19 protein-coding genes, 2 riboswitches and 1 other annotated feature are annotated in these 25152 nt (G+C 30.7%); of the genes, 7 read left to right on the forward strand and 12 right to left on the reverse strand.

Features of this window, described 5'->3' with window-relative positions; genetic code table 11:
• Positions 1-9: 9 nt before the first annotated feature.
• The 4 genes from CLAU_RS01845 to CLAU_RS01860 all read right to left on the reverse strand — a co-directional run bounded on the left by CLAU_RS01845 (position 10) and on the right by CLAU_RS01860 (position 6717).
• Entirely contained in the window at positions 10-468 is a 459-nt protein-coding gene (locus tag CLAU_RS01845; protein WP_023161814.1) for a MarR family transcriptional regulator, read from the reverse strand.
• A 241-nt stretch (positions 469-709) separates the two neighbouring features.
• A complete protein-coding gene (locus tag CLAU_RS01850; RefSeq protein WP_023161815.1) occupies positions 710-3184 on the reverse strand; it encodes a LuxR C-terminal-related transcriptional regulator in 2475 nt (824 codons plus the stop codon).
• An 80-nt stretch (positions 3185-3264) separates the two neighbouring features.
• Positions 3265-5682, reverse strand: a complete 2418-nt coding sequence (locus tag CLAU_RS01855; RefSeq protein ID WP_013238979.1) for a VIT and vWA domain-containing protein — start codon at positions 5680-5682, stop codon at positions 3265-3267.
• Between the two features lie 219 nt (positions 5683-5901).
• The gene (locus CLAU_RS01860) at positions 5902-6717 is read right to left on the reverse strand and encodes a DUF166 domain-containing protein (protein ID WP_013238980.1); all 816 of its coding nucleotides are present in this window, start codon (positions 6715-6717) and stop codon (positions 5902-5904) included.
• 161 nt (positions 6718-6878) lie between these two features.
• Positions 6879-6938: riboswitch (Fluoride riboswitch) on the forward strand.
• A 48-nt stretch (positions 6939-6986) separates the two neighbouring features.
• Between CLAU_RS01860 and crcB (CLAU_RS01865) the strand changes: the two genes are divergently transcribed.
• From crcB (CLAU_RS01865) to CLAU_RS21030, 4 genes are all read left to right on the forward strand, one after another.
• Positions 6987-7442: a fluoride efflux transporter CrcB gene (crcB, locus tag CLAU_RS01865; RefSeq protein ID WP_013238981.1), complete on the forward strand. Its 456-nt coding sequence runs from the start codon at positions 6987-6989 to the stop codon at positions 7440-7442.
• A gap of 27 nt (positions 7443-7469) precedes the next feature.
• Positions 7470-7832, forward strand: a complete 363-nt coding sequence (gene crcB, locus CLAU_RS01870; protein ID WP_013238982.1) for a fluoride efflux transporter CrcB — start codon at positions 7470-7472, stop codon at positions 7830-7832.
• A gap of 307 nt (positions 7833-8139) precedes the next feature.
• Positions 8140-8577: an aminotransferase class I/II-fold pyridoxal phosphate-dependent enzyme gene (locus CLAU_RS21025; RefSeq protein ID WP_023161817.1), complete on the forward strand. Its 438-nt coding sequence runs from the start codon at positions 8140-8142 to the stop codon at positions 8575-8577.
• 366 nt (positions 8578-8943) lie between these two features.
• Positions 8944-9195, forward strand: a complete 252-nt coding sequence (locus tag CLAU_RS21030) for a hypothetical protein (RefSeq protein WP_242834145.1) — start codon at positions 8944-8946, stop codon at positions 9193-9195.
• A gap of 294 nt (positions 9196-9489) precedes the next feature.
• Here CLAU_RS21030 and mnmA read toward each other — a convergent pair whose 3' ends face one another.
• Together mnmA and nifS are read right to left on the reverse strand one after the other, a co-directional pair.
• Positions 9490-10566, reverse strand: coding sequence for a tRNA 2-thiouridine(34) synthase MnmA (gene mnmA, locus CLAU_RS01880; RefSeq protein WP_013238986.1), 1077 nt, complete (start codon positions 10564-10566; stop codon positions 9490-9492).
• 32 nt (positions 10567-10598) lie between these two features.
• The gene (gene nifS, locus CLAU_RS01885; RefSeq protein WP_013238987.1) at positions 10599-11768 is read right to left on the reverse strand and encodes a cysteine desulfurase NifS; all 1170 of its coding nucleotides are present in this window, start codon (positions 11766-11768) and stop codon (positions 10599-10601) included.
• A 171-nt stretch (positions 11769-11939) separates the two neighbouring features.
• Here nifS and CLAU_RS01890 point away from each other — a divergent pair, with 171 nt between their 5' ends.
• A complete protein-coding gene (locus CLAU_RS01890) occupies positions 11940-12326 on the forward strand; it encodes a hypothetical protein (RefSeq protein WP_013238988.1) in 387 nt (128 codons plus the stop codon).
• Positions 12327-12406: 80 nt separating this feature from the next.
• A riboswitch (THF riboswitch) is annotated at positions 12407-12523 on the forward strand.
• Between the two features lie 131 nt (positions 12524-12654).
• Positions 12655-13446 carry an ECF transporter S component gene (locus tag CLAU_RS01895; RefSeq protein ID WP_013238989.1) on the forward strand — a complete coding sequence of 264 codons (792 nt, stop codon included), beginning with the start codon at positions 12655-12657 and terminating at the stop codon, positions 13444-13446.
• Positions 13447-13497: 51 nt separating this feature from the next.
• Here the strand turns inward: CLAU_RS01895 and ilvB are convergent, their stop codons facing one another.
• From ilvB to CLAU_RS01910, 3 genes are all read right to left on the reverse strand, one after another.
• Positions 13498-15174 carry a biosynthetic-type acetolactate synthase large subunit gene (gene ilvB, locus CLAU_RS01900; protein WP_023161820.1) on the reverse strand — a complete coding sequence of 559 codons (1677 nt, stop codon included), beginning with the start codon at positions 15172-15174 and terminating at the stop codon, positions 13498-13500.
• Between the two features lie 204 nt (positions 15175-15378).
• Positions 15379-15578, reverse strand: a binding site (T-box leader).
• 176 nt (positions 15579-15754) lie between these two features.
• Complete coding sequence (locus tag CLAU_RS01905; protein WP_023161821.1) at positions 15755-17173, reverse strand: branched-chain amino acid transporter BcaP; 1419 nt, start codon at positions 17171-17173, stop codon at positions 15755-15757.
• A 482-nt stretch (positions 17174-17655) separates the two neighbouring features.
• Positions 17656-19068, reverse strand: a complete 1413-nt coding sequence (locus CLAU_RS01910; protein WP_023161822.1) for a branched-chain amino acid transporter BcaP — start codon at positions 19066-19068, stop codon at positions 17656-17658.
• A gap of 840 nt (positions 19069-19908) precedes the next feature.
• Here CLAU_RS01910 and CLAU_RS01915 point away from each other — a divergent pair.
• On the forward strand, positions 19909-20583 hold the full coding sequence (locus CLAU_RS01915) for a Vitamin B12 dependent methionine synthase activation region (RefSeq protein ID WP_023161823.1): 675 nt from the start codon (positions 19909-19911) through the stop codon (positions 20581-20583).
• Between the two features lie 90 nt (positions 20584-20673).
• On the opposite strand, the gene CLAU_RS01920 is transcribed toward CLAU_RS01915, so the two are convergent.
• The 3 genes from CLAU_RS01920 to CLAU_RS01930 all read right to left on the reverse strand — a co-directional run bounded on the left by CLAU_RS01920 (position 20674) and on the right by CLAU_RS01930 (position 25102).
• Positions 20674-21849 (reverse strand): iron-containing alcohol dehydrogenase, encoded by a 1176-nt coding sequence (locus CLAU_RS01920; RefSeq protein WP_013238994.1) that lies wholly within the window; start codon positions 21847-21849, stop codon positions 20674-20676.
• 58 nt (positions 21850-21907) lie between these two features.
• Complete coding sequence (locus tag CLAU_RS01925) at positions 21908-24112, reverse strand: DNA topoisomerase III (protein ID WP_013238995.1); 2205 nt, start codon at positions 24110-24112, stop codon at positions 21908-21910.
• A gap of 510 nt (positions 24113-24622) precedes the next feature.
• A complete protein-coding gene (locus CLAU_RS01930; protein ID WP_013238996.1) occupies positions 24623-25102 on the reverse strand; it encodes an S-ribosylhomocysteine lyase in 480 nt (159 codons plus the stop codon).
• Positions 25103-25152 lie beyond the last annotated feature (50 nt).

Here is a 25152-nt window from a genome sequence, read left to right on the forward strand (position 1 = left end):
AGCAATCTATTATTTTCTATTTTTATACTTTTGGAGAGCATAATTCAATTTTAAAAAGCTTAAATTCATATTTTTTAAATCATCATTATTCAACTCCGAAAGTGCTTCTGCCAAAAATCTAGATTTTACTTCACCTATTTTTTTTAAGAATTGCTTTCCTTTATCTGTTAAAGATATCATAACTACCCGCCTGTTGTCTTCTGGTCTAAATCTATTTATAAATTGGCTTTCAACTAACTTATTGCTTAAGTTTGTAACAGCTGAGGGAGTTATTCCAAGTTTTTCAGCAAGTTCACTAACTTTGTAGGATTCACTTTCTTCAAGTAGATATAAAAGAAACAACTGCGAAATAGAAAGTTTTTCTTCATAATTTATTTCATTCATTATAGATCTACTTATAATAACAAAATCATATAAGTCTTTTTTTACATCTTCAATAAGTAATAATTTATCTTTTGCACAGTTCATTAAAATTCTCCTTTACTACCCTACATAATATAAGAAAGGTTTAAAATTTAAACACTTTAAACTTTAAATATTTCATAAATACATGAATACATAATGTCAATTATATATTTATATTTTATAAATATCAATAATTTATAAACAAATTTAATATAATATTAAGAAAAATACTCCAGATATATTTTCTGAAGTATTTTTTAATATTACTATTTATGTAAATTTTACTTTTTTAATATATAAGTATTCAAATTATTCCATACATTCGTGCAATTTTTACTGCTTCAAATTTTCCACTAACTTGAAGTTTTTTATATATATTTTGTAGATGAGTTTTTGCAGTACTTTCAGATATACCCAATTTACATGCAACTTGAGTTCTTTTTAGACCCTTTGCTGTAAGTGATAGAACTTCTAACTCCCTTTGTGATAAGTTTATCTTATTTTCGCTGCTGTTTTGCAAATTTTCAATATATTGCCTGCTTAAAACAGTCGTCTTATTTATGTATTCATCTCTTGAATTGTTATTTAATATCGTTTCAAGCATACTAATGATATATAGGGCATTTTCTACAAATGGTGCTATGATATAATCCTGTCGCGCTTTGGACAGTGCTTCTTGAAGTTCGGATACACCTTTCTCCATACCATAGAGATTATATTTTGCCACGGCCTTAAAAATAGAATTATGTATAAACCCTAGTTGGTTACTGAATATAGAAAAATATTCTTCAAAACTTTCAGTAAGCATTTCAAGCTTTACATAGTTTTTAGTTAGCATCACAGCTTTTCCATAAACTATATAATTAAAGGCCATGCCCTGATAAAAAAAATCACCATCAGTCATATCACCTACCTGAAGCCAATAAGGAATTTTTTCAGGGTAACCAATACACCCATATATGTATCCTCTGCACAAATCCATTGTTGTATTATATATAGGATTATTCAGTTCATTGACTTCTTCCTCTAGATTATTCAATATTCTGATACTTTCATCTATTTTTCCTTGAAATGCATAAAGCCTCATAAGATTAAAATTGGCACATATTATAAGGCTGGTTTGTTCTTTTGTTTTAGCTTTATAGATAGCCTTAAAACTATTTAGTTCAACAGACTTAAAATCACCTGTTTCAAGGGCATACTCTGCAAGTCCCACATACTCACAGCCAGTTCCGCATCCATTTGCAATCTTTGCATGTAACGAAAACTTTTTTGTGATGGTGTATAAAATTTCTTTTAATGTACCTTGTTCCCTAAAATAAATGTAAATCAAATGAGGGGACCCAAAAGTATATTCATTTTCCCTAAGCATTATATAAGATTGTTTCCCATTTAAAAGTTCTATAATTTTATGGTTGTTAACAATCATTTCTTCCGCATGGTTAAATACAGTAAATTTTTTTACAATTAATATTTCTGCTATAATGTGATTTCTGTAATTATCATTTATAACTTCTATTTCACTATAAAACTGTTGAAGCCTGTCCAACCTTTGCGCACAGTCTTCAACTATTTCATCATTTCCTTTTAAAATAGAAAGGAAAATATGCTGCAAATATGCAACAGGGTATTTATACAGTAATTCTTCTGGCAAGCTATTAAACATTTCAAAAGAGCCTTCAAATTCTGTAAGTTCATTACGAACATTATGAGGATTGTTAAAATCTGAAAGAATCTTTTCCACATCTCCTGCACGATTTAAATAACCATAACCAATTATAAAATCCTTTTTACTTAAATACCAATAACCAAGACGCCTGTACAATTCTTTAATATGTGCTGGTTTAAAATGTTGTTTTATTCTTAAGAAATCTAGAAGAACATTGTGAATTTTATAGGTTTTATTTACTTCATCATAAAAAACAAAAGCATTTTCCTGGCGAAGTTTTTTTAGTATCTTATCTGTTCTTTCCTCATGAGTAACAAAAAAAGCTTGCTTTGCTGTAAAACTATCCATTATGGAAAGTTCAAGTAAAAAATTCTGAATGTAACCATCATAGGCGTCAAATAATGTATTTTCAACTAAGTCTTCGATAGTATTATTCATACCTACAGGAATACCCTTTTCTAGTCCTAAGATAACCATATATGTAAGGGATATCCATCCATCTGTATATTCCTCTATTTTTTCTAAATCACTACTAGATATATTTTTATTCATCATCAAACAATAGTTTTCAATTTCTTCATAGGTAAATTTCAATTGCTGCTGTGATATAACTTGACAGAGTCCTTTTGAAAAAAGTTCTGTAAAATTTATTTCAGTTGTATCCCTTGTAATAATTACTATATGAAAGTTATCCAATCTTTCTAAAACAATTTGTCTCAGGAGCTTATTTACCTGAGTCTTTTTTGAAAGATGATAGTCGTCTATAACAAAAACTGTTTTTTCATCATAGTCAATGTGATTTAATATTGATAAAACTTTTGACATTTGCGGAACATCAACAGGAAATCCAAGACTTTTTAGCTTTTGCCCTGCGTCTTCATCAATTTTACTTATTTCATTTGAAAAATCACTCCAGAGAAAAGAGGTGTTTTCATTTGAGTTTAAAAATGTAATCCAAAAATATGGACTTTTTTTGGATTCAAGAAAATGTCTAACTGCTGTAGTTTTGCCAAATCCCATTGGAGCTTCGACAATAGTGAGTGGATAGTGGTAAATTACTGATAAAATATGATTTATACGTTGTCTTTTTAATAACTTTATTTTTTTCAAAATAACACCATCTCCTACAACTTAAATTTAAATGTATGAAAAGCATATTATATCAATATGATACCACCTAATGATTCTTTTTAATTCTTTAGTGCCTTAAGTACTGCCAATTTTGCCATATTAAATATGGAATTTCTCTCCTCAACTATAGTTATTTCTTCTTCTATATATTTTCCATCTTCGCTTGATTTAAAAAGAGATGCTACATTTCTTTTAAAGGAATTGTCCATTAAATTCTTTAATATGTGCTTTGTATCCTCTTTAGGATATAAACTTTCACACAATCTCTCTATTATATGATCAACTTTTAAAACATATTTGTCCTTTAGTATTTTTTTCTTCTTTATATTATTTAGTGCCAGAATAGACATTTCTAAAATATCATCTCTCACATTAAAATCAACCTGATCATAACTGTCACATATGAAATTTGCAGCTTTATTTAGTTGATTTGTATATATGTCTATATTTTCCCTTCCAATTATAAATGCCAGCATTACCATAGAAGTGGTTTCTATTTTATCCTCTAGATTACTATCTTCATAATCCACAAAAGCCCCGTCTGCAAATTGATTTTTAGCTATTATTCGTATGAGTTTTTCTCTAGTATACTTTTTATCCAAATATGAATTGTCACTGTCATATTCTTTCTCTTCTTTATCACCGGTAAAACTTCTATACAAAAAACCACTTTCTAAATTTTCATCTATTTTTTCACCTAAAGTGCTTTCATTTACTTTTATTGGAATTATATTTTTAAGCTGAATGCCAAGTACTGGTTCTTCTCTTAATTCCATCAATATGAAAGTAGTTTCAGGACTTATGAAGCCACTTTTTTTAGAAAGTTCTATTAACTTTCTTTTCATTTCTTCTTTCTCTTGTCCCCTCTGTGCTTTCATATTCATTTCTAGAGATTTCATCTTTTTTCTAGCCCAAACCTTCCTAAGTAAGCTGGCATTTTCCTCTGTACTAAAATTATCAATATCTATCCTTCTCAAATATTCTTTTCCATCCACATACCCTTTTAAAGTTATTCGTCCCTCTACTTCCCCGGTAACACTTGCAAATATAGAAAAAGGTTCCCTATCATACATATATTCAATAGTCCTTGGATAAGTAGAGTTAACTTGTAACCTTCCCCAATTTATATCTATACCATCTACCTGAGGACTTTGTATTCTATTAAACTGCCTTAAAATCACGTCTTCAATTCTTTGCCCTATATCTATAAATTCTGCTTTTCCATAACTTTCATGGGCTAACTTATTCAAAAAATAATTATTTGCACAAGAATCTATTCCAAAAGTAAATATTCTATTATCTCCAATATTTTCATTCACATAGGAAAGTATTTTTTCCTCATCCTCTACCGAATCATCTGTAAAAAGAAGTATAGTATTTTCAGATCCTTCATTTTCAAGGCTGTATTTTATTCCTCCAAATATATCCGCATCTTTTTCCGTTTTTAAACCATCTATCCACTTAGATGCTTCTCTTAGTGAATCTGCATTAAACTCTATCGGTCCATTTTGAGAAAAACTAATTAGCTTATTCCCCAGGGCTATCATGTCAAAAGTATCTCCTTTTGATAGATTTCTTATACAAAGTTGAAGTGCATTTTTAGCTTGTTCTAACTTTTCACCTTTCATCGTATCTGAAATATCAATTAAAAATACATAATGTTCTGTAATATCTTCTTCATAGGGGTCAAGTTTAGGAATCATTCTCATATAAACTATCCCTTTTTCCTCATCATTTTCCTTATACTCATATATCATTCCATCTGCTTCTAAGGTTTCTCTTTCCCTTATAAACAATATGAAATCTTTATCTGTTAAATAATAGTTTTCTTCTAAGCTTATTTTAGCTACTGTGTCACCTTCCCTCTCCACCTTTATATTATGGTAGGGACACCTAAAATCAACTTTACTCAATGATTCCACTATTATGTTTACTTTAAATTCAAAGTTCTCTTCCTTAGTTTTTCTTATACCTAATTTATTTACCAAGTTATCCTTTAGCTCTTCGATTTTAGATCTATTTCTTATTATCTTAGGTTGTGAAATTGCAGGTATTGTAAGTTTAAATGTACTATCTTTATAATCTAGTTCCTCTATGTAGGAAAGTTTTATTTTAACAGTTTCTCCGGAAATTATTTTTCCTATGCTTATTTTAAATAAGTGGGGACTGAATTCTTCTAGGGAAAAAGTGCTGTCTCCTCGCAATTTTGCATTTTCATAAATCTGAAGTGCCTTATCTTTTTCTTCAACTACTGCCTTTAAAGCTCTTCCACCTATTTCTGCTTCAAAACCAGATATTATAGCTGCAGCTGGAAGCGGGAAAATGTACACTCCTTCTATATTTTCATTACTGCAATTCTGATAAATCTGATTTATAAATATCTCACCATACCCTGCACATAAATTTCCATTAATATTAACTTTTTTTAATAAAATTCCCTCATCAATTTTAGTATCTCTATTAGCATAAGATAACATATATCCTGACCTCCTTTTCAATTTCACTTTATCTACAAAAATACATATTAAATATTATTTTCCATTAAAAATAATTACTAACTATATATTTACCACATCTTAATAATATATTCATACTAAAAATATCTATTTTGTATTATTATATCATATATATGGTAAATTATTTTAAATAAAATTACCTCTGATCTTAGTTTTAATTCTAAAATCAGAGGTAATTACTTAAACTTTGCTATTTCTAATTATTTGTGCATTTTCAAGAGCCGCATAGTGGGTATATCCACTTATATGAAGAGGAGTATCACCAAGTTCTGGATCTACATGCATATCTCCGAGACATGGATAACTGTGCCAAAATTTTGCCACAGATTTCTTTGCTTCCTCTCCTAACTTTTTTCCTAAAAGATGTCTTGCAATATTGTACCCATTTCCACAAGGTGCGGATATTATAACTTCTGCTTTTTCTATCACATCTTCATCATTTACATAAAGTCTAAATTTGGGCTTTCCTATTTTAAAGAAATCAATAAATTCATTTATGAGAGGAAATTTTCCATATTTCAATGTGCAAAAAGGTTTAGGAAAAGCATACTGTAGATTATATTTTTCACATTCCTCAATAAGTTTTTCTCTGGTCCATTTTGATACCCAGCTTCCACTTTCACAGGGAACTATCATAGCTTTTCCACCACTTTCGGCTATTATTTTTGGCAATTCAATTATTATATCTTCATGTACTCCTATAATTACAGCTGCATCATGTTTCTTAAATTTTTGTGGCAGATACTTTAATGGATTGTCTTCAAATAATTCATATATATCTGGAAGTTCAATTACTTCGCTTACACTCTCTTTAAAATTCAACTCATATTTTCCTCTACACCAAACACATTTCTTACCGCATACAGTACAAGCTTCCTTATAATTTTTTATATGTGGTATAAATTTTGCACCTGCAAATCTGCTGTCAGTTTTTGTGTAAAATTCATTTTCAGGCAACTTTCCACTCTTTTTTGAACAAACTATAAGTATTTTCAAACTTTTTCCCCCCTATATAAAAGATACAAATATAACTTACCCAATTAATATGATACATTACTCTATATAAATTATCTGTAACCGTTGTTACGCTTTTATATATTTTCTATTTGCAAAAAATATATTATAGGTAGTATAATAAAAAATATATTATAGAAATATATTTTATAGGTGATGGAGCTCACCTTTAATTGCTTATGGCTGATAGCCCCTACTTTAATTAAAAAGTAGGAGCATTTTTTGTAGTCAAATTCACAGGAGGTATTAAATTGAAAAAATATATTTACATAGGAATAGGTGGTTTTTTAGGTGCAATTTTAAGATTTGCATTGGAAAATGTAAAAGTAAGTACCTATTTAAGCTTAATTCCTATAAATACTTTATTTATAAATATAACAGGAGCCTTTATTCTAGCCTTCGTAACCACTGCTGCTGTTTATACTTCAGTTGTATCTTCAAATATAAAGTTAGGAATATGTACGGGATTTGCAGGGGCTTATACTACTTTTTCTACCTTATGCAAAGAAACTGTATCACTTATAAATTCAAGTCACCTTATGTTAGCTGTATGCTATATTTGTATTTCTTTAATTTTGGGACTTGCCTTTGCTTATCTTGGAGAATTTACTTCCATAAAGTTAGTTTCAAAATTGAACCTCAACTACTCTGTTGATTTAAATGAATTAGAGGATAATGATTGTAAAAATAAAGGAAATTCCATTTGAAATATACTATAACAGGAGGACGTAAAAATGAACTTTTTAATAGTTGGAATTGGCGGCATAATTGGAAGCCTAGCTAGATTTTGTCTTGGAAACTTGGTAAATAAAAAATTTAAGTCCCTATTTCCCCTAGGAACTTTTATCATAAATATAACAGGAGCCTTGCTGCTTGGAATACTTAGCAGCTCTCACATTTCTAGAAACTTCTATATCCTTTTGTGTGATGGATTTTTGGGAGCCTATACTACCTTTTCTTCCTTTATGTACGAGGATTTTAAACTTTTCCAACTAAAGTATAAACTACATGCATATACATATGTAATTATGACAACACTAATTGGACTAGCATTCTATGCCCTTGGAACTAGAATAACATACTATGCAGGATTTTAATTAAAAGATTATAACTTAAATTTATTAACTATTTCATTAATATTTTGAGTAAGTTCTGATTGATATTTTGCAGTTAAAACCACCTGTTGTGTTATTGACTTCGTAGTTTTACTTATCTTTCTTTTCACTAGTTTCGCACTTTCTGATGATTTTTGTATTGTTTCAGACATACTTTGTACAGCTTCACCTACCTATCCAGTTGTGGCTGTAAGTTCCTCTGACATAGACGCTAACTCTTCTGACATTCTACTTACAAAATCGGAATCATCGTAGTATTGTTTTCCCATCTTTCCAAACTCCTCAAGTTGTGGATCAACACTTTCATTATTTCACATGGATAAAATTCACAAACAAATGTTTATATTCAGAGCAAAGCAGTCTCTTATTAGTAGGTGAACCTCAAGGAGAGGAATCTCTTCGTAGAGAGATATCTAAATATCTTTTTCAATCAAGAAGTGTTAGATGCACTCCAGAACAAATTATTATTGGAGCAGGTACTCAATATTTAATTATATTGCTAGGTATGCTGCTAGGCAAAGATTATCCATATGTAACTGAAAACCCTGGATACAATAGGGTAAGAACCGTTTTTAAAGACCAGGGCATAGATATTCATCCTATCTCAATAGATAAAGATGGTATTTGCATAAACGATTTAAAGAAAAGTTCTGCTAGAGTGGTTTATGTTACACCTTCTCATCAATTTCCCTATGAAATGATTATGCCGATTTCTCGAAGATTATAGTTATTGAAATGGTATGAAGAAAAAAACGGTTATGTAATTGAAGATGATTATGATAGTGAATTTAGATATAAAGGGAAACCAGTTCCTTCTTTACAAGGACTAGACAGAAGTGAAAATGTTATTTATTTGGGGACATTTTCAAAATCTTTAATTCCCTCAATTAGAATTAGTTATTTAGTTTTACCCCCCAAATTAATTCTAAAATATCAAGAACATTTTAAAATATACAAACAAACAGTCTCTAGGCTTCATCAAAATACACTCTATATATTTATGAAATAAGGATATTTATCAAGGCATATAAATAAGATGAGGACATTATATCGAAAAAAACATGAAATGCTTCTTTCTTCAATTGACAAGTATATGAAAGGAAAAGTCGAAATCATTGGATCAGAATCAGGACTCCATATTTTATTAAAAGTTAAAAACGAAATGACAGAACGTGAATTAATTCAATCTGCTCATAAAATGAAAGTAAAAGTCTATCCAACTTCAATTCATTATGATCAATGTATATCAGATGAATTTCCTATGATTTTACTTGGTTTTGGTGGTTTGACTGAAATACAAATTAAAGAAGGCATTCAGATATTAAAAAAAGCTTGGCTTATTTAATATCTAATCCTCTTCTAGCTGCCATTTCTTAATTTATCTATATAGTTTCAAACTTAAAAATTACTTTATTCGCAGAGATATTTTTACAATAATGAAGCACATTTAAATATTTTGTACATAAGTCTTAGTTAAAAATTCGTAAAAAATCTTAGAAGTTTTGAATTGTTTGAGGTACGAGTTTTCAAAACTTCTTAGATTTTTTTAGAATTTTTTGCTTAGACTTATCAAAATATTTAACGGGCTGAAGGTTGTAAAAAATATCCGGAGAATAAAGTAATTTTTAACTTGCAAACTCTAATATAAGCTGTCTATAACCCCTCCACCAACAAGGATATCTCCATCATAAAATACTACAGACTGTCCTTTTGTAATAGCTCTTTGATTTTCATCAAACTCAACCTTAACCCTGTCTTCGTCTATAGCACTTATAAGTGCATCAGCAGGCTTAGCTGAATATCTTATCTTTGCCTGTATCCTCATAGGTTTATCCAATTTTTCAAAAGGCATAAAATTTAAGTCCTTTGCAATTAATTTGTTTTTAAAAATATCTTTTTCTCCACCAAGAACAACTTCATTTTTAAGTGGATTTATGTCTATGACATACATTGGAATTCCAAATGCTATTCCAAGTCCTTTTCTCTGTCCTATTGTATAGTAAGTAATTCCCCCATGCTTCCCAAGGACTTTACCACTTTTATCTACAAAGTTTCCTTCTTTTACCTTATTGGGAGCAACTCTTTTTATATAGGAACCATGGTCATTATCTGGAATAAAACATATTTCCTCACTGTCCTTTTTGTTGTGAACGGCTAGACCTATCTTCTTTGCTATTTCTCTTATTTGTTCCTTTTTATAAATTCCACAGGGCATTAAAGTATGTTCTAGTTGAAACTGGGTTAAATTATATAATGCATAGGTTTGATCTTTTTTACTATCCTTTGACTTTTTAAGTACATATCTATCATTTACTTTTTCCACTGTAGCATAATGTCCTGTAGCCACATAATCTGCCCCTAAATCCATAGCTCTTTTTAAAAGTTCATCAAATTTTATGTATTTATTACATGCTACACAAGGATTTGGAGTTCTTCCCTTTGTATATTCATCTATAAAATAATCTATTACACATTTTTTAAACTCATTTCTAAAATTCATAACATAATATGGAATACCTAGGTTATACGCTACAAGTCTTGCATCATCTACAGCACTTAAAGAACAGCATCCACCTTCCATTCCTTCATAATATTTATCATCCTGCCATACCTGCATTGTAACTCCTATAACTTCATATCCTTGCTCTTTTAAAAGATATGCTGCAACGGAACTATCAACTCCACCGCTCATACCTACTACTACTTTCTTATTCATTTTATCACCTATTCTAATCAAAGTATTTTTAATCAATCTTTTATTTGCTGCCATTTTTTATTATTTTCTCTTAATTTTAAAACCGTATTACCTATTTCATTTACAACAAAGTCCACTTCATCTTCTGTAGTATTTGCTCCTATAGTAAGCCTCAATGAACCCTTTGCTGCATCTCTTGATAATCCTATAGCTGTAAGTACATGAGATGGTTCTATTGCCCCTGCTGAACAAGCACTTCCAGTAGACACGCATATTCCAGCTCCATCTAAAGCCATAGCCAAAATCTCACCCTCTATAGAATTAAAAGTTACATTTATGTTACCTGGAAGTCTATTGTTTTTATCACCATTCAGTTTAGTGCCAGGTATTTTTAAAAGTCCTTCAATTAACTTATCTCTTAAATAAATCAATCTATTACTTTCTCTATCCATATTTTTTACAGCAACTTCAATCGCTTTTCCCATTCCAACTATTCCTGCAATATTTTCCGTTCCTGCTCTTCTTCCCCTTTCCTGTGCTCCACCGTGAATTAAACTATCTATCTTAACTCCCTTTTTTATGTAAAGAGCTCCCATACCTTTAGGTCCATAAAATTTATGGGACGCCATAGACAATAAATCTATATTCATAGCTTTAACATCAATCGGTACATTTCCCACTGCTTGAACTGCATCCGTGTGAAACAATATTCCCTTTTTTCTACAAAGACTTCCTATTTCTTTTATAGGTTCTATTGTACCTATTTCATTATTTGCAAACATAACAGATATAAGTATAGTATTATCTGTTATACTTTTTTCAATTTCATTTAAATTAACCATTCCATATTCATTTACAGGAAGAAAAGTTACTTTAAAACCATGCTCCTCTAAATACTTACAGGTATTTATAACTGCATGATGTTCTATACCTGTAGTTATTATATGATTTCCTTTACCTTCATTTGCAGATGCAATTCCCTTTATAGCCCAGTTGTCAGATTCAGAACCCCCATTTGTAAAAAATATTTCATCTCTATTTGCATTTATGGCATCTGCTATCTTTCCTCTAGCTTCAGTTATAGCCATTTTATTTTTTCTAGATATGTGATAAATAGAGGATGGATTGCCAAAATACTCGGTAAAATATGGACGCATTTCTGCTACTACTTCTGGTTTTACAAAAGTTGTGGCTGCATAATCCATATAGATTTCTGTTTTCATTATTACCTCTCCTATCAAAGTGTACTTTTTCTGTAGAAATCATAGTGATATACTATAATATACTATATCATATTTTTAAATATTGCTTTTGTCAACTATAGTTAATTGTATAAAAATCTTAAATTATGATATTATAATTTTTATCAAGTATATTAGGAAGGAATTTAAACTATGGGTTCAAAAATTAAAATTAATATATATGGAAATAAGGATGCTATAATAACTGGTGATCGCTGTAATAACAAACACAGTGCTTGTTCTGGAAAATGTGAAGGCTGTAAATCTACTAATGGCAGCAAAACAATACAGGTAAGAACCTTAGACTTATACTACAATCTAATAAATTTTCTAACTATAAATCATATGGAGGAAAATGTAGATATTCACTTTATAGAATTAGGTAAAAACACTCCTATAAATGAAGAATCTATAAAAGTAGAGGATACCATAAAAAAAGGATTTGAACCACCTATAACAGTAATCGATGGAATAATAAGATATTATGCTGGTATATCAAATGTTTTAGTCTATAGAGATGTATTGGATTTAATTGAATAAAAGTAATATTTTGAAAAGTTAGAAATTATACAAAATGTGTGGACAATAATGGAATTATTTTGTATAATTAAGACAAAGGTAGCAGAGTAAATATTACGCGTAAAGTGTTAGAGAATGGGAGGTTGTCTCTAAACGAAAAGCTTAAATAATTTTACTTTATAATTTAAAGCTTATGATGTGATATTGCTTCCGCTGTTACATTAAAGAGATTTTGTACTTACCTCTTTTCTCTTTAATGTGACTACATTAAAGAGAAAAGAGGTGTTTCTATGTAGATTTTTTGCTCTGTGTAAATTAATTTAATATTATAACACTGGGGGTAAAAAGTATGAAAAGTAGAATGAACACAAAATTTCTTGTTACTACCGCTGTTTTTGTTGCCGTCGCAGTTGTTTTGAGATCGTTTTCTATAGCAATAGCTGCAGGTGGCATACTCACTATGAGAATAAGTTTTGACGCCATATGTTATATAATGCCTGGTATATTATTTGGACCATTATATGGGGGAATTTCAGGTGGATTAATCGATATACTTGGCTATATAATAAGACCTATGGGTGGATACATCCCTTTGTTTACTATAACTAATATAGCAGCTGGTATTTTGCCTGCACTTATATGGAGATATATTAAAAATGCTAAAGAATATAAAGTAAGGAATTGTTATATTGCTTTCTTTGGATTGCTCTTAGTAGTAGGTTTTTTTAATTTTATCATAATGAAATTTGCATATCATACTACTTTAGGACAACTGCTATCATCTTTAGGAAAAAAATCTCAATACCTTAGTACCGGACTTATGTTAATAGGTGCTATAGGCGTTATTATATTTATAATAAATGTATTTATTAAGAAAAGCATGGTAAAATCCTATGATTTTGTAAATAACAATTATTTTAAATTAATAATTGCAATTGGTATATCTGGAATTTTAATATGCACTATAAATACTTATATATTGCTTATATTTACTCCTGCTCTCATTGCCAAAGGCTTTATGTTCTTATGGATACCTAGAATAATTGAGGCTCTTCTTATGACTATAGTAAATTCCTATATAACCTGTATGATTATGTACTGTTATAGCTTATTTCAAGGTAGGGTAGTAAAAAAAGCTTAAAACGTAAAAGAAATGGGGTCAAACAAATGTCCCCATTTTTTATTTCTCTGTTTACTCTTCTACTAAATCTGATATAGCCGCTCCCGGAGGTACAATAGGAAATACCTTTTCTTTCCTATCTATATCACATTCTATAATTACAGGTTCATTTAAGTCAAGAGCTTCCTTTAAGCATTTCTCTACCTGGCTATTGTCTTCTATCTTAAAAGTCTTTATACCATACGCTTCTCCAAGTTTCATGAAATCAACATCTGGTCCAAGTTCTGTATTTGAAAACCTCTTTCCATAGAACATATCCTGCCATTGATATACCATGCCTAATGCACGATTATTTAAAAGCAATTGTACAATAGGGAGCTTATATTTGGCAACAGTAGCAAGCTCTGTAGAATTCATTTTAAAGCTCCCATCCCCTGCTACATTTATTACCTTTTTCCCTGGATTACCCATAGATGCTCCTATAGAAGCTCCAAGTCCGAAGCCCATAGTTCCAAGTCCGCCTGAAGATACAAATGTTCTTGGCTTTAAGAATTTAAAATATTGTGCAGTCCAAATTTGATTTTGGCCAACTTCTGTAGTAATTATGCATTCTCCTCCTGTAAGATTATACAAGGTATCCATTATAAACTTAGGACTTAATTTACATTCTTTAAAAGGTTCACACTGTTCACTTTTCCACTGTTTTATTTTCTCCATCCAATCCCTGTGGTCGGCCTTTTCTAACTTGCAATTAATCTTTTGAAGTACCTCTTTTACATCTCCTTTTATTGCTACATCTATATCCACGTTTTTGCCAAACTCCTTAGGGTCAATGTCTATGTGTATTATTCTTGCTTTTGGAGCAAAGGCACTTACCTTGCTTATAACCCTATCACTAAACCTAGCTCCTATAGCTATTAATAAGTCACAATTACTTACTGCATAATTTGAGCAACGGCTTCCATGCATTCCAACCATACCCATATAATATTCATTGTTTCCCGGGAAAGCTCCTATTCCCATAAGTGAACAGGTAATTGGTGAATCTATTTTTTCTACAAGTTCCATCAATTCATTTTGAGCTCCTGATGTGACAGTTCCTCCACCTGAATAAATTACAGGTCTCTCACTCCTATTTATCATATCTATTGCCTTATTTAAACTGTCTCCATACTCATTTAAATTAAAATATTTCTTTTCTTTAATTTCAGAAAGCTTACTTCTAAAAGGCTCATATTCTACTTCAGCTGATTGTACGTCTTTAGGTATATCTACTACTACAGGTCCTGGTCTTCCACTAACTGCAATTTGAAATGCCTCTCTTACAGTATCAGCTAAATCCTCTACCTTTTCTACAATGCAACTTTTCTTAGTTATGGATGCAGTAATATCTTTAATATTTACTTCTTGAAAAGAATCCTTTCCAAGAAGACTTCTCGCAACCTGTCCTGTAAATACTACAATAGGTACGGAATCCATATAAGCTGTAGCAATTGCTGTAACCGTATTAGTAGCTCCCGGCCCTGATGTTGCAATTACAACTCCTACCTTTCCTGTAGATCTTGCATATCCATCTGCAGCATGAGCAGCCCCTTGTTCATGTGAAGTCGATATGTGAGTTATCTTTCCCTTAGCAGCATATAGTGCATCATAAATAGGTAAAACAGCTCCTCCCGGATATCCGAATACAGTATCTACACCTTGCTCCATCATACATTTTAATAGTACTTCAGCTCCCTTTATTTTCATATCTAAGTCCCCCTTTTATTTATATATTAATCAATTATTTTATCAAATAATATAATAATTTATACTTAGTTAGACTAAAAAATAGATTGCTTGTTATTTTTTTCACATACTTATTTATTCTTTTTTTACACTTATTTACTTAGCTAAGTTAGAATTACACCTTTTATATTATATTTATATAATATAAAAGACCAAACTTCTCCCCTCTGGGGCGAGAAGTTTGGTCCGCGGTACCACCCAATTTTTTACTTAATTCAATTAACGGCTCTGCCGGTATAACTTACTTATATTTCAGTTAAACAACTCCAGGGTGATTTTCACTAGCTAATAATTTATGAGCTTTCACCTAACCTCATTCTCTTTGAAATCTTTCACCAATTACTTTTCCCTATCCTCATTTTTACTATCTAATTTTCAATTTAATTACACTTTCACATTTAGTATATATTTTAATAATACTATCTTATTTTTTAAATGTCAATAGCTTTTTTAAATTTTTAGAAAATAAATTCAAAAATATACATGAATACCTAGGTTGTTAAAAAATCAGACCATATAAACATGGTCTGATAAGCAGAAATTATTTTGCTGCATCTTGTGTACTTGCAAAATCTTCATCGTTCATAACACTATGACTATTCCCATATACAAAGTATATTATAAGTCCAACAACAAGCCATACTGCAAATCTCACCAAAGTTACCTTTTGCAGATTATATATCAAGAAAGCACAAGCTGCCATAGCAAAAACAGGTGTAACCGGTGAAAATGGAACTTTAAATGATCTAGGTCTATCCGGTTCTCTTTTTCTTAAAACTATAACTGATGCAGATACTATTATAAATGCTGCTAGTGTACCTATATTAGTTAGTTCTGAAACAACACTTATTGGTGTAAATCCAGCTATTATCATAGTTATAATGCCAACAAGTAAAGTACTTTTTACAGGTGTATGGAATCTTTGATTAACCTGTCCAAATACTCTAGGTAAAAGTCCATCCCTTGACATTGCAAACAATACACGAGTTTGACCAAATAACATAACAATTAAAACTGAAGTCAATCCACAAATTGCTCCAACTGAAACTAAAGCTGATCCCCAATTTATTCCTACCTGTTGAAGTGCAAAAGCTACTGGAGCTGCTGTATCTTTAAATTTCAGATATGGAACCATTCCTGTTAATATAGCTGATACTGCAATATATAATACAGTACAAATTATCAAAGATGCTATAATTCCTTTAGGTAAATCCTTTTTTGGATCCTTTACTTCTTCTGCTGCAGTGGAAACTGCATCAAATCCTATATAAGCAAAGAATATTACTGATGCTCCTGAGAAAACTCCCTTCCATCCATAAGGCATAAATGGATGCCAATTTGCAGGATGAACATGTCTAACACCTAATACTATAAATAAAAGTACTACTGCTAATTTTATAGCAACTATTATATTATTTGTAGCTGCACTTTGTTTTACACCTGCTACTAATATACCTGTTATTACTACAAGTATGGCTACTGCAGGTAAATTTACTAGTCCGCCTTCAAAAGGTGCTTTTGTAATAATATTCGGAAGTTTTATACCTAAATCGCCTAAAATACTAACAAAATATCCACTCCATCCAATTGCAACTGTACCAACTGAAAAAGCATACTCAAGAATTAAATCCCATCCTATGATCCAGGCCCAAAATTCTCCAAGTGCCGCATAACCATAAGTGTATGCACTTCCTGCTACAGGAACCATTGCTGCTATCTCTGCATAGCAAAGTGCTGCAAATCCACAAGCAAGTCCTGCTATAATAAATGAAATTACAAGTGCTGGTCCAGAATATTTTGCTGCTGCTATTCCTGTCAGTACAAATATCCCTGTACCTACTATCGCCCCTATACCTAACATAGTAAGTTCGAAAGCTCCTAATGATTTCTCTAAGGAATTTTTTCCCTTAGTCTCTGCCAAAAGACTTTCGATGGGTTTTGTTCTAAAAATATTTTTCATACGTCAATTGCCCCCCTAAATTTAACTGAAAAACAACACTGTCATTTTATAATGTCATGCCAGTATTATTTCTAAAAATGAATTTATTATTAATAATACCACCATTTTTTATACAATTCAATATTATTTTATGATTTTTACATATATTTTTTTAATGTTTAATAATTTTAATGGGTGTATATTTATAATTATTTAATATGCATTTATACATTGAAATGCATACTTTTAGTTTATTCAATTATGCAAAATGCATAGATTATACAATTTATTTATGAATTGTATTTATCTGAATATTTAAAAAATAAATTTATTTTATACTGTTCTATACAGTTTGTGAATTTTTTATATTCTTTATTGGTTATATATCTTTTGTATAACAACAGTAAAAAAACTAGGTATAGTAAATTTACTATACCTAGTTTTTTAGGTGGAGCTAAACTCCACCTAATATTAAACTAATATTAAATTATATATATATATCTTTATACAGCATTTTCATCAATTGAATTATCTCCATTTACAGTGCTGTGTTTATACCCATATACAAAGTATAATACAAGTCCTATAACAAGCCACACTGCAAATCTTACCAAAGTTATCTTTTGCAGATTATATATCAAGAAAGCACAAGCTGCCATGGAAAGAATAGGTGTAACTGGTGAAAATGGTACTTTAAATGACCTAGGCCTATCCGGTTCTTTTTTCCTTAAAACTATAACTGATGCAGACACTATTATAAATGCTGCTAGTGTACCTACGTTAGTCAATTCAGAAACAACGCCTATTGGTGTAAATCCAGCTACAATCATAGTTATAATACCAACGAGTAAAGTACTTTTTACAGGTGTATGGAACTTTTGATCAACGTGTCCAAATACTCTAGGTAAAAGTCCATCCCTTGACATTGCAAATAATATACGAGTTTGACCAAACATCATAACAATTAAAACTGAAGTCAGTCCACAAATTGCACCAACTGAAACTAAAGCTGATCCCCAATTTATTCCTACCTGCTGAAGTGCAAAAGCTACTGGAGCTGCTGTTTCTTTAAATTTCAGATATGGAACCATTCCTGTTAATATGGCTGATACTACAATATATAACACAGTACATATTATTAAAGATGCTATAATTCCTCTAGGTAAATCCTTCTGTGGATTTCTTACTTCTTCTGCTGCAGTGGAAACTGCATCAAATCCTATATAAGCAAAGAATATTACTGATGCTCCTGAGAAAACTCCCTTCCATCCATAAGGCATAAATGGATGCCAATTTGCAGTATTAACATGGCTAACGCCTAATACTATGAACAAAAGTACTACTGCTAACTTTATAGCAACTATTATATTATTTGTAGTTGCACTTTGTTTTACACCTGCTACCAATATGCCTGTTATTACTACAAGTATAGCTACTGCAGGTAAGTTTATTAGTCCGCCTTCAAAAGGTGCTTTTGTAATAGCTGTTGGAAGTTTTAGTCCCAAATCAGCTACAATACTAGTAAAGTAGCCGCTCCATCCAATTGCAACTGTGCCAATTGCAAAAGCATACTCAAGAATTAAATCCCACCCTATGATCCAGGCCCAAAATTCTCCAAGTGCCGCATAACCATAAGTGTATGCACTTCCTGCTACAGGAACCATTGCTGCTATCTCTGCATAGCAAAGTGCTGCAAATCCACAAGCAAGTCCTGCTATAATAAATGAAATTACAAGTGCTGGTCCAGAATAGTTTGCTGCTGCTATTCCTGTTAATACAAATATACCTGTACCTATAATTGCGCCTATGCCTAGCATAGTAAGTTCAAAAGAGCCTAATACTTTGGACAAGCCATCCTTTCCTTTAGTCTCTGCTAAAAGACTTTCAATAGGCTTGGTTCTAAAAATATTTTTCATACAGTATCTCCCCCTTATAAATAAAATGAATAATAAATTATTTTTAAAATGAATATTTTATTAATCATATCATCATTTTTTGTATAATTCAATATCATTTAATAAAATTGTTATAAAAAATAATAGGTATTTTTATAACATTGTAAAATAATCCTTGCTATTTTATCTTTATTAGAAAATATGCTTATATTTTTTGAATTGAATTTTTTTGCTTTATTCAATAATTTCTCTGGTATCTATTATATAATTCCTCATTTTAATTCAACTTATACATGAAAATCTTTTAACTATAGGACAGAGGACAGTTAAGGATGATTTTTCTCCGCTATACTACGAAAAATCTTCAATTTGAAAGAAACTTATGTTCTTTTATTTTTAATTGGTGCTCTTTTAGTAAGTAATTATCTGAAAATCATACATTTTAGATACCTACTTAAGCGATATCTTGCTTTAGCAAAACAAGCTTAAAAATAAATTAGTTTTCTGATGTACAGAGGAAAACTCACCTTCATTGTCCTCTGTCCTCTGTCAATTGTCCTCTGAAAAGTTGCTTCGCAATATTTTATATTAATTCAAAATTTTATATGTGCTAAAGTTGAGTAAAAGTTAAATATGCAAGTCCAAGTCCATCATATTCCTTATTGGAACTATAATTGGACTTTTAGCATTGATTAAAATCAGTCAAAAGTGTTATTTTACATGATATTATCTATCGTGAATTGGATGGATGATATTTTTGGTAAAAAAAATATGAATAAATTCATATTTTTGCTTGCAATTAGCCTTACATTTTAATATAATATAGTTATGAAATTTAGATATAAATGTGAGGTGAGGCAAATGAATATAATTTCTAATTTTAAGTTTCAATTAAATAAGGATAGGGTTATAAAGATGGTGCAATCTTATGGTAAAATGCCTCAATATAATGACCTAGATAAGATGTACAAAAATTTACTACCTATACTAAAAGATCATTCAAATCCACTGGGAATTTTTAAGATGGAAGAAAAAGATGAAAGTATTAATTTAAATATGTTATCCAAATGCAAGTTTACAATATATTGTCTAATAACTTTAGGAGAAAAATGCACTAATAAAATAAATGAAATGTTTGAAAACGGCAACTTTTATGAAGCCTTGCTACTAGATTCCATGTCTAGTAATTACCTATTCAACATGAGTTCTCAACTACATCATATTATATGCAGCAAAGCTTCTAAAATAAATTTAGGTATTACTCATAAAGTAGCTCCTGGCGATGGAGAAATAGAATTAGAGTATCAAAATAATATTTTAAGCAAACTGAAAGATGCCGAATTTCACAATGTTAAGATGGTAAATAATTGTGTATATCCTCATAAATCCTTAACTTACGTTTATGGAGCCGACGCAAGCATATCTGTAAATGGAGATGACCACTGCTGTTCAAGGTGCAGCAATATATTTTGCAGTATGCGTCATATAGAAAAGGAAAATAACTATGCTATAGAAAAGGCTATTAATTGTGCTTAATAAGTTATTAATATAACATGTATATCAATAATGGTATGGTATATTTTAATAAAATATACCATACCATTTTTAATGCAATTTAATTCAATATTATTTAGCTAAATTTAATATTTTTACAATATCATCTTTATTTAATTTTACAAATTGTCCTACAGTTTTAGTTCCATTATCCGTGCACTTATTAGCCATTTCTTCAATTTTATCTTCTCCTATACTTCCTTCTTTTAAAGTTACAGGTAACCCCATGCTCTTGAAAAATGCTGTCATTCTCCTTATGCCTTCAAGTACAATATCTTCGCAGGAACTATAAGATAAATCTACATCCCATACCCTTACTGCAAATTGTACAAATCTATTGATATCGTGTTTATATACATATTTCATCCATGCAGGAAATACAATTGCAAGTCCTGCTCCATGGGCAATGTCTGTTTCCCCACTCAATTCATGTTCAATTTTGTGAGAAGCCCAATCACCTATTCTACCCGCACTAAGCACATCATTATGAGCTATAGTACCGGTCCACATAATTTCTGCCCTAGCATCATAGTTTTTGGGATCTTTTAAAACTATTGGGGCATTATTTATAACATTTCTAAGTGCAGCTTCGCAAAGCCTATCAGTTATATCTACATGTTTCACATTTGTAAAATATCTTTCCATTATATGTGCCATAATGTCACAAGCACCACAAGCAGTTTGATACTCTGGTAGTGTAAAAGTAAGTTCAGGATTCATAATTGAAAAAGCAGGTCTTATAAGTACTGTATTTAATCCTTTTTTAAACCAACCATCTTCATTCATAATAACAGAACTATTACTAGATTCTGTACCTGTAGCAGGTAATGTTATTACAACTCCTACAGGAAGAGCCTCTTTCACTTCAGCTTTGCCCGTATAAAAATCCCATACGTCTCCTTTATAAGGTACTCCTACAGCAATAGCTTTAGCCGTATCTGCTGAACTTCCTCCTCCTACAGATAGTACAAATTTTATATTATTTTCTCTACATAGTCTTATACCTTCTTTAACAGGTCCTAATCTTGGATTAGGTTTAATTCCTGGAAGTTCTATAAATTCAATTCCATTTTCTTTTAAGGACTTTATAACTCTATCATATAGACCAGATCTTTTTATGCTTCCTCCCCCATAGCAAAAGAGTATTTTATCTGACTTTGAATACTCCTTTACTTTACTTCCTACAAGATTTTCGGTATCCTTACCAAAAATAATTTCTGTAGCATTTTTAAAAATAAAGTTTTCCATAATAACATCCCTCACTTACTAATTTTTCTGATTATGCTAAACAATAAAATAATCTTTATCATTTTAACTTCAATTTGGCTAATGCATCTGCTAAAGCTGAGTTCATTGGAACTTCACTTTCTTTTTTCATCTTCTTCATATAGTTTGCTACGTCTCTTTTACTGTTCTTGCCTTGCTTATTATCAAATCTTTTATTAAAGGATGATGCCTTCTCTCTAAAATTACAATTATTATTTATGCAAACATAAACTTGGCCGTCTCCATGTCCTCTAAGTTCCAATTTTTTATGACATTCAGGACATCTTGCATTAGTTAATTTTGCTAAATTTTCTCTATGGCCGCAAGCCCTATCTTGGCACACAAGCATTCTTCCATGCTTTCCATTTACCTCAAGCATATATTTACCACATTCAGGACATTTAGCTCCTGATAAATTGTCATGTCTAAATTTATCATGGCTTCCTTTTACATCTTCCACAAGCTTTACTGAATAATTCCTCATATTACCTATGAAGCTTTTATCATTTAGTTTTCCCTTACTTATCAGATTCAAGTCAGTTTCCCATTTTGCAGTTAAAAGTGGTGATTTTAAATCTTCTGGAACCAATTCCACAACCTGCTTTCCTTTAGAAGTTGGGATTATTTCCTTACCTTTTTTCTCTATATAAAAAGTATTGAATAATTTTTCAATTATATCAGCTCTTGTAGCAACTGTTCCAAGTCCACCTGTTTCTCCAAGAGTTTTTGCGTATTCCTTATTCATGTTAATATATTTTTGTGGATTTTCCATGGCAGATAACAACGTTCCTTCATTAAATCTTGCAGGTGGTTTAGTCTGTCCCTTATGCATTTTAACTGCTGTAAGCTTTATACTATCTCCTCTATTTAAGTTCGGAAGTACCTGTTCCTTTAATTGATTTTCATGCAGCCCATCATTATCATCAAAGTCTTCATTCTTATCATATACAGCTTTCCATCCCTTTGATTTAATTACCTTTCCACTAGCTGCAAAGTTTTCTCCATTAATTTCTGCCTTTACAGTTGTTTGCACATATTCAAAAGGAGGAAGCATAACACTTAAAAATCTCTTAACTACTAAATCATATACTTTTCTTTCTTCATTACTTAACTTTGAAAGAATAACTTTTTCCTCTGTTGGAATTATAGCATGATGGTCTGAAACTTTACTATCATCTACAAAGCCCTTATGTGCTCTTATTTTCCCTCTCATAATTTCCATGGCAAATTTGCTATAATTTCCTACTGATATTGCTTTTAATCTCTCTGGCAGAGTAGGCACTATATCCGCTGAAATATATCTTGAATCCGTTCTTGGATAAGTTAAAAATTTATAATTCTCATACAATCTTTGCATTATAGAAAGTGTCTGCTTTGCAGAGTAACCAAAAAGTCTATTAGCATCTCTTTGAAGCTCTGTTAAATCATAAAGTGCTGGTGCATATTTTTTCTTATCGCTTTTTATTACATCAAGTATTTTGCCATTTTGACCATTAACTTTTGATACTACTTTATTTGCAAAGTTTTCATCAAAAGTATTAAAATGTCCATTACCATTTTGCCATTGAAGAGTATATCCATTGGCATTTCCAATTATACTGTAATAATCCTTTGGTTTAAAGTTTTTAATTTCCTCTTCTCTATGAACAATCATAGCTAGAGTTGGAGTCTGAACTCTTCCTGCTGAAAGCTGAGCATTATGCTTACAAGTTAATGCTCTTGTAACATTAAGTCCTACAATCCAATCTGCTTCTGCTCTACACTGTGCTGCCCTATATAAGTTATCATATTGTGATGAAGGTTTTAAATTTCTGAAGCCTTCGTTAATAGCTTTATCTGTTTGAGAAGAAATCCAAAGTCTTTTTATAGGCTTATTTACTCTAGCCTTTTCAATTATCCATCTTGCTACTAGTTCCCCTTCTCTTCCAGCATCTGTAGCAATAACAATTTCTGTTACATCTTTTCTATTTAATTGTTCTTTTACTGCATTAAATTGTTTTCCAGTTTGTTTTATAACTACAAGCTTTAAATACTTAGGAAGCATTGGTAGATCTTCTAGCTTCCAAGTTTTATATTTATCATCATAAGCTTCTGGATCTGCTAAAGTAACTAAATGGCCCAAAGCCCAAGTTACAATATACTTTTCCCCTTCTAACCATCCATTGCCCTTTTTACGACATTTTAAGACCCTCGCAATTTCTCTTCCTACAGAAGGCTTTTCAGCTAATACCAGTATTTTACCCATATTTATTTCCTTTCATGCTTTATTAATATCATTATATTTGTCTTTAGGCATTTGAAAGAAAATAACAAGTCAAAGATGCGACGAATATTTTTTATCAAACAAGGAGGCAGGTTCCGCAGATAGTAAATCCTATCTAAGGGTTCTACCGACGCAGTATGATAGAAAATAGGCTAGCATACTGACTAGTTATTTTTTTGAAAATGCCTTATCTATTAAATACAAAACAATGTTGGTTTAAAATTTACTATATTGTAAAAACTTCTATTTCATATTATACGATTTATTATACCTCTTTACAAGTTGAGCAGCGTGAATAGCTTCAGACTACCCATATGTGGGGTCTCTAATCTGAAAGTTAACTTATGCAATATTTTTAAAGAACAAAGTTCAAATTTCAATTAGGGTCTCTACATATAGATCATGTAGAGTTAATTATCTATATATTCTAACTTAAAAATCAACTTATACGTAGTATAAGTTGATTTTTTGTTTAAAATATATTTTCAAACATTAGTCTGGGTAATTCAGGTTTTTATCTGTGATATTTGTTAAAACTTCCTTTAGAAATTTATTCGCCAGATATTTTGCCATAGAAAGATTCATATCTAAATAATTTCCACAATCCTTTGCCGCTGCTCCAGGTACATCTCCTTCAAAATCTCCAATAAACTTATACATTTCTTTAAGTAAATCCACTACATCTGCTGATTTATAATCTCCTTCTAGTATTAAATAGAAGCCTGTCCTACACCCCATAGGTCCAAAGTACACAGTTTTAGATCCATACACTTTATGATTTCTCAAAAAAGTTGCGCCTAAATGTTCAATAGTATGAACTTCTGCTGTATTCATAACCGGCTCAAAATTTGGTCTTGTCATTCTTATATCAAAAGTAGTCAGGACTACATCTTTAAACTTATCTTTTCTCGATACATAAACACCTGGCTGTAATTTTAAATGATTAACTGTAAAACTTGCAATTTTTTCCATTACCTATCGCCTCCTAAAACTAATTGTATATTAGCATTTATATCCTTTTG

It is taken from the genome of Clostridium autoethanogenum DSM 10061 (assembly GCF_001484725.1).
Lineage (GTDB): Bacteria > Bacillota > Clostridia > Clostridiales > Clostridiaceae > Clostridium_B > Clostridium_B ljungdahlii.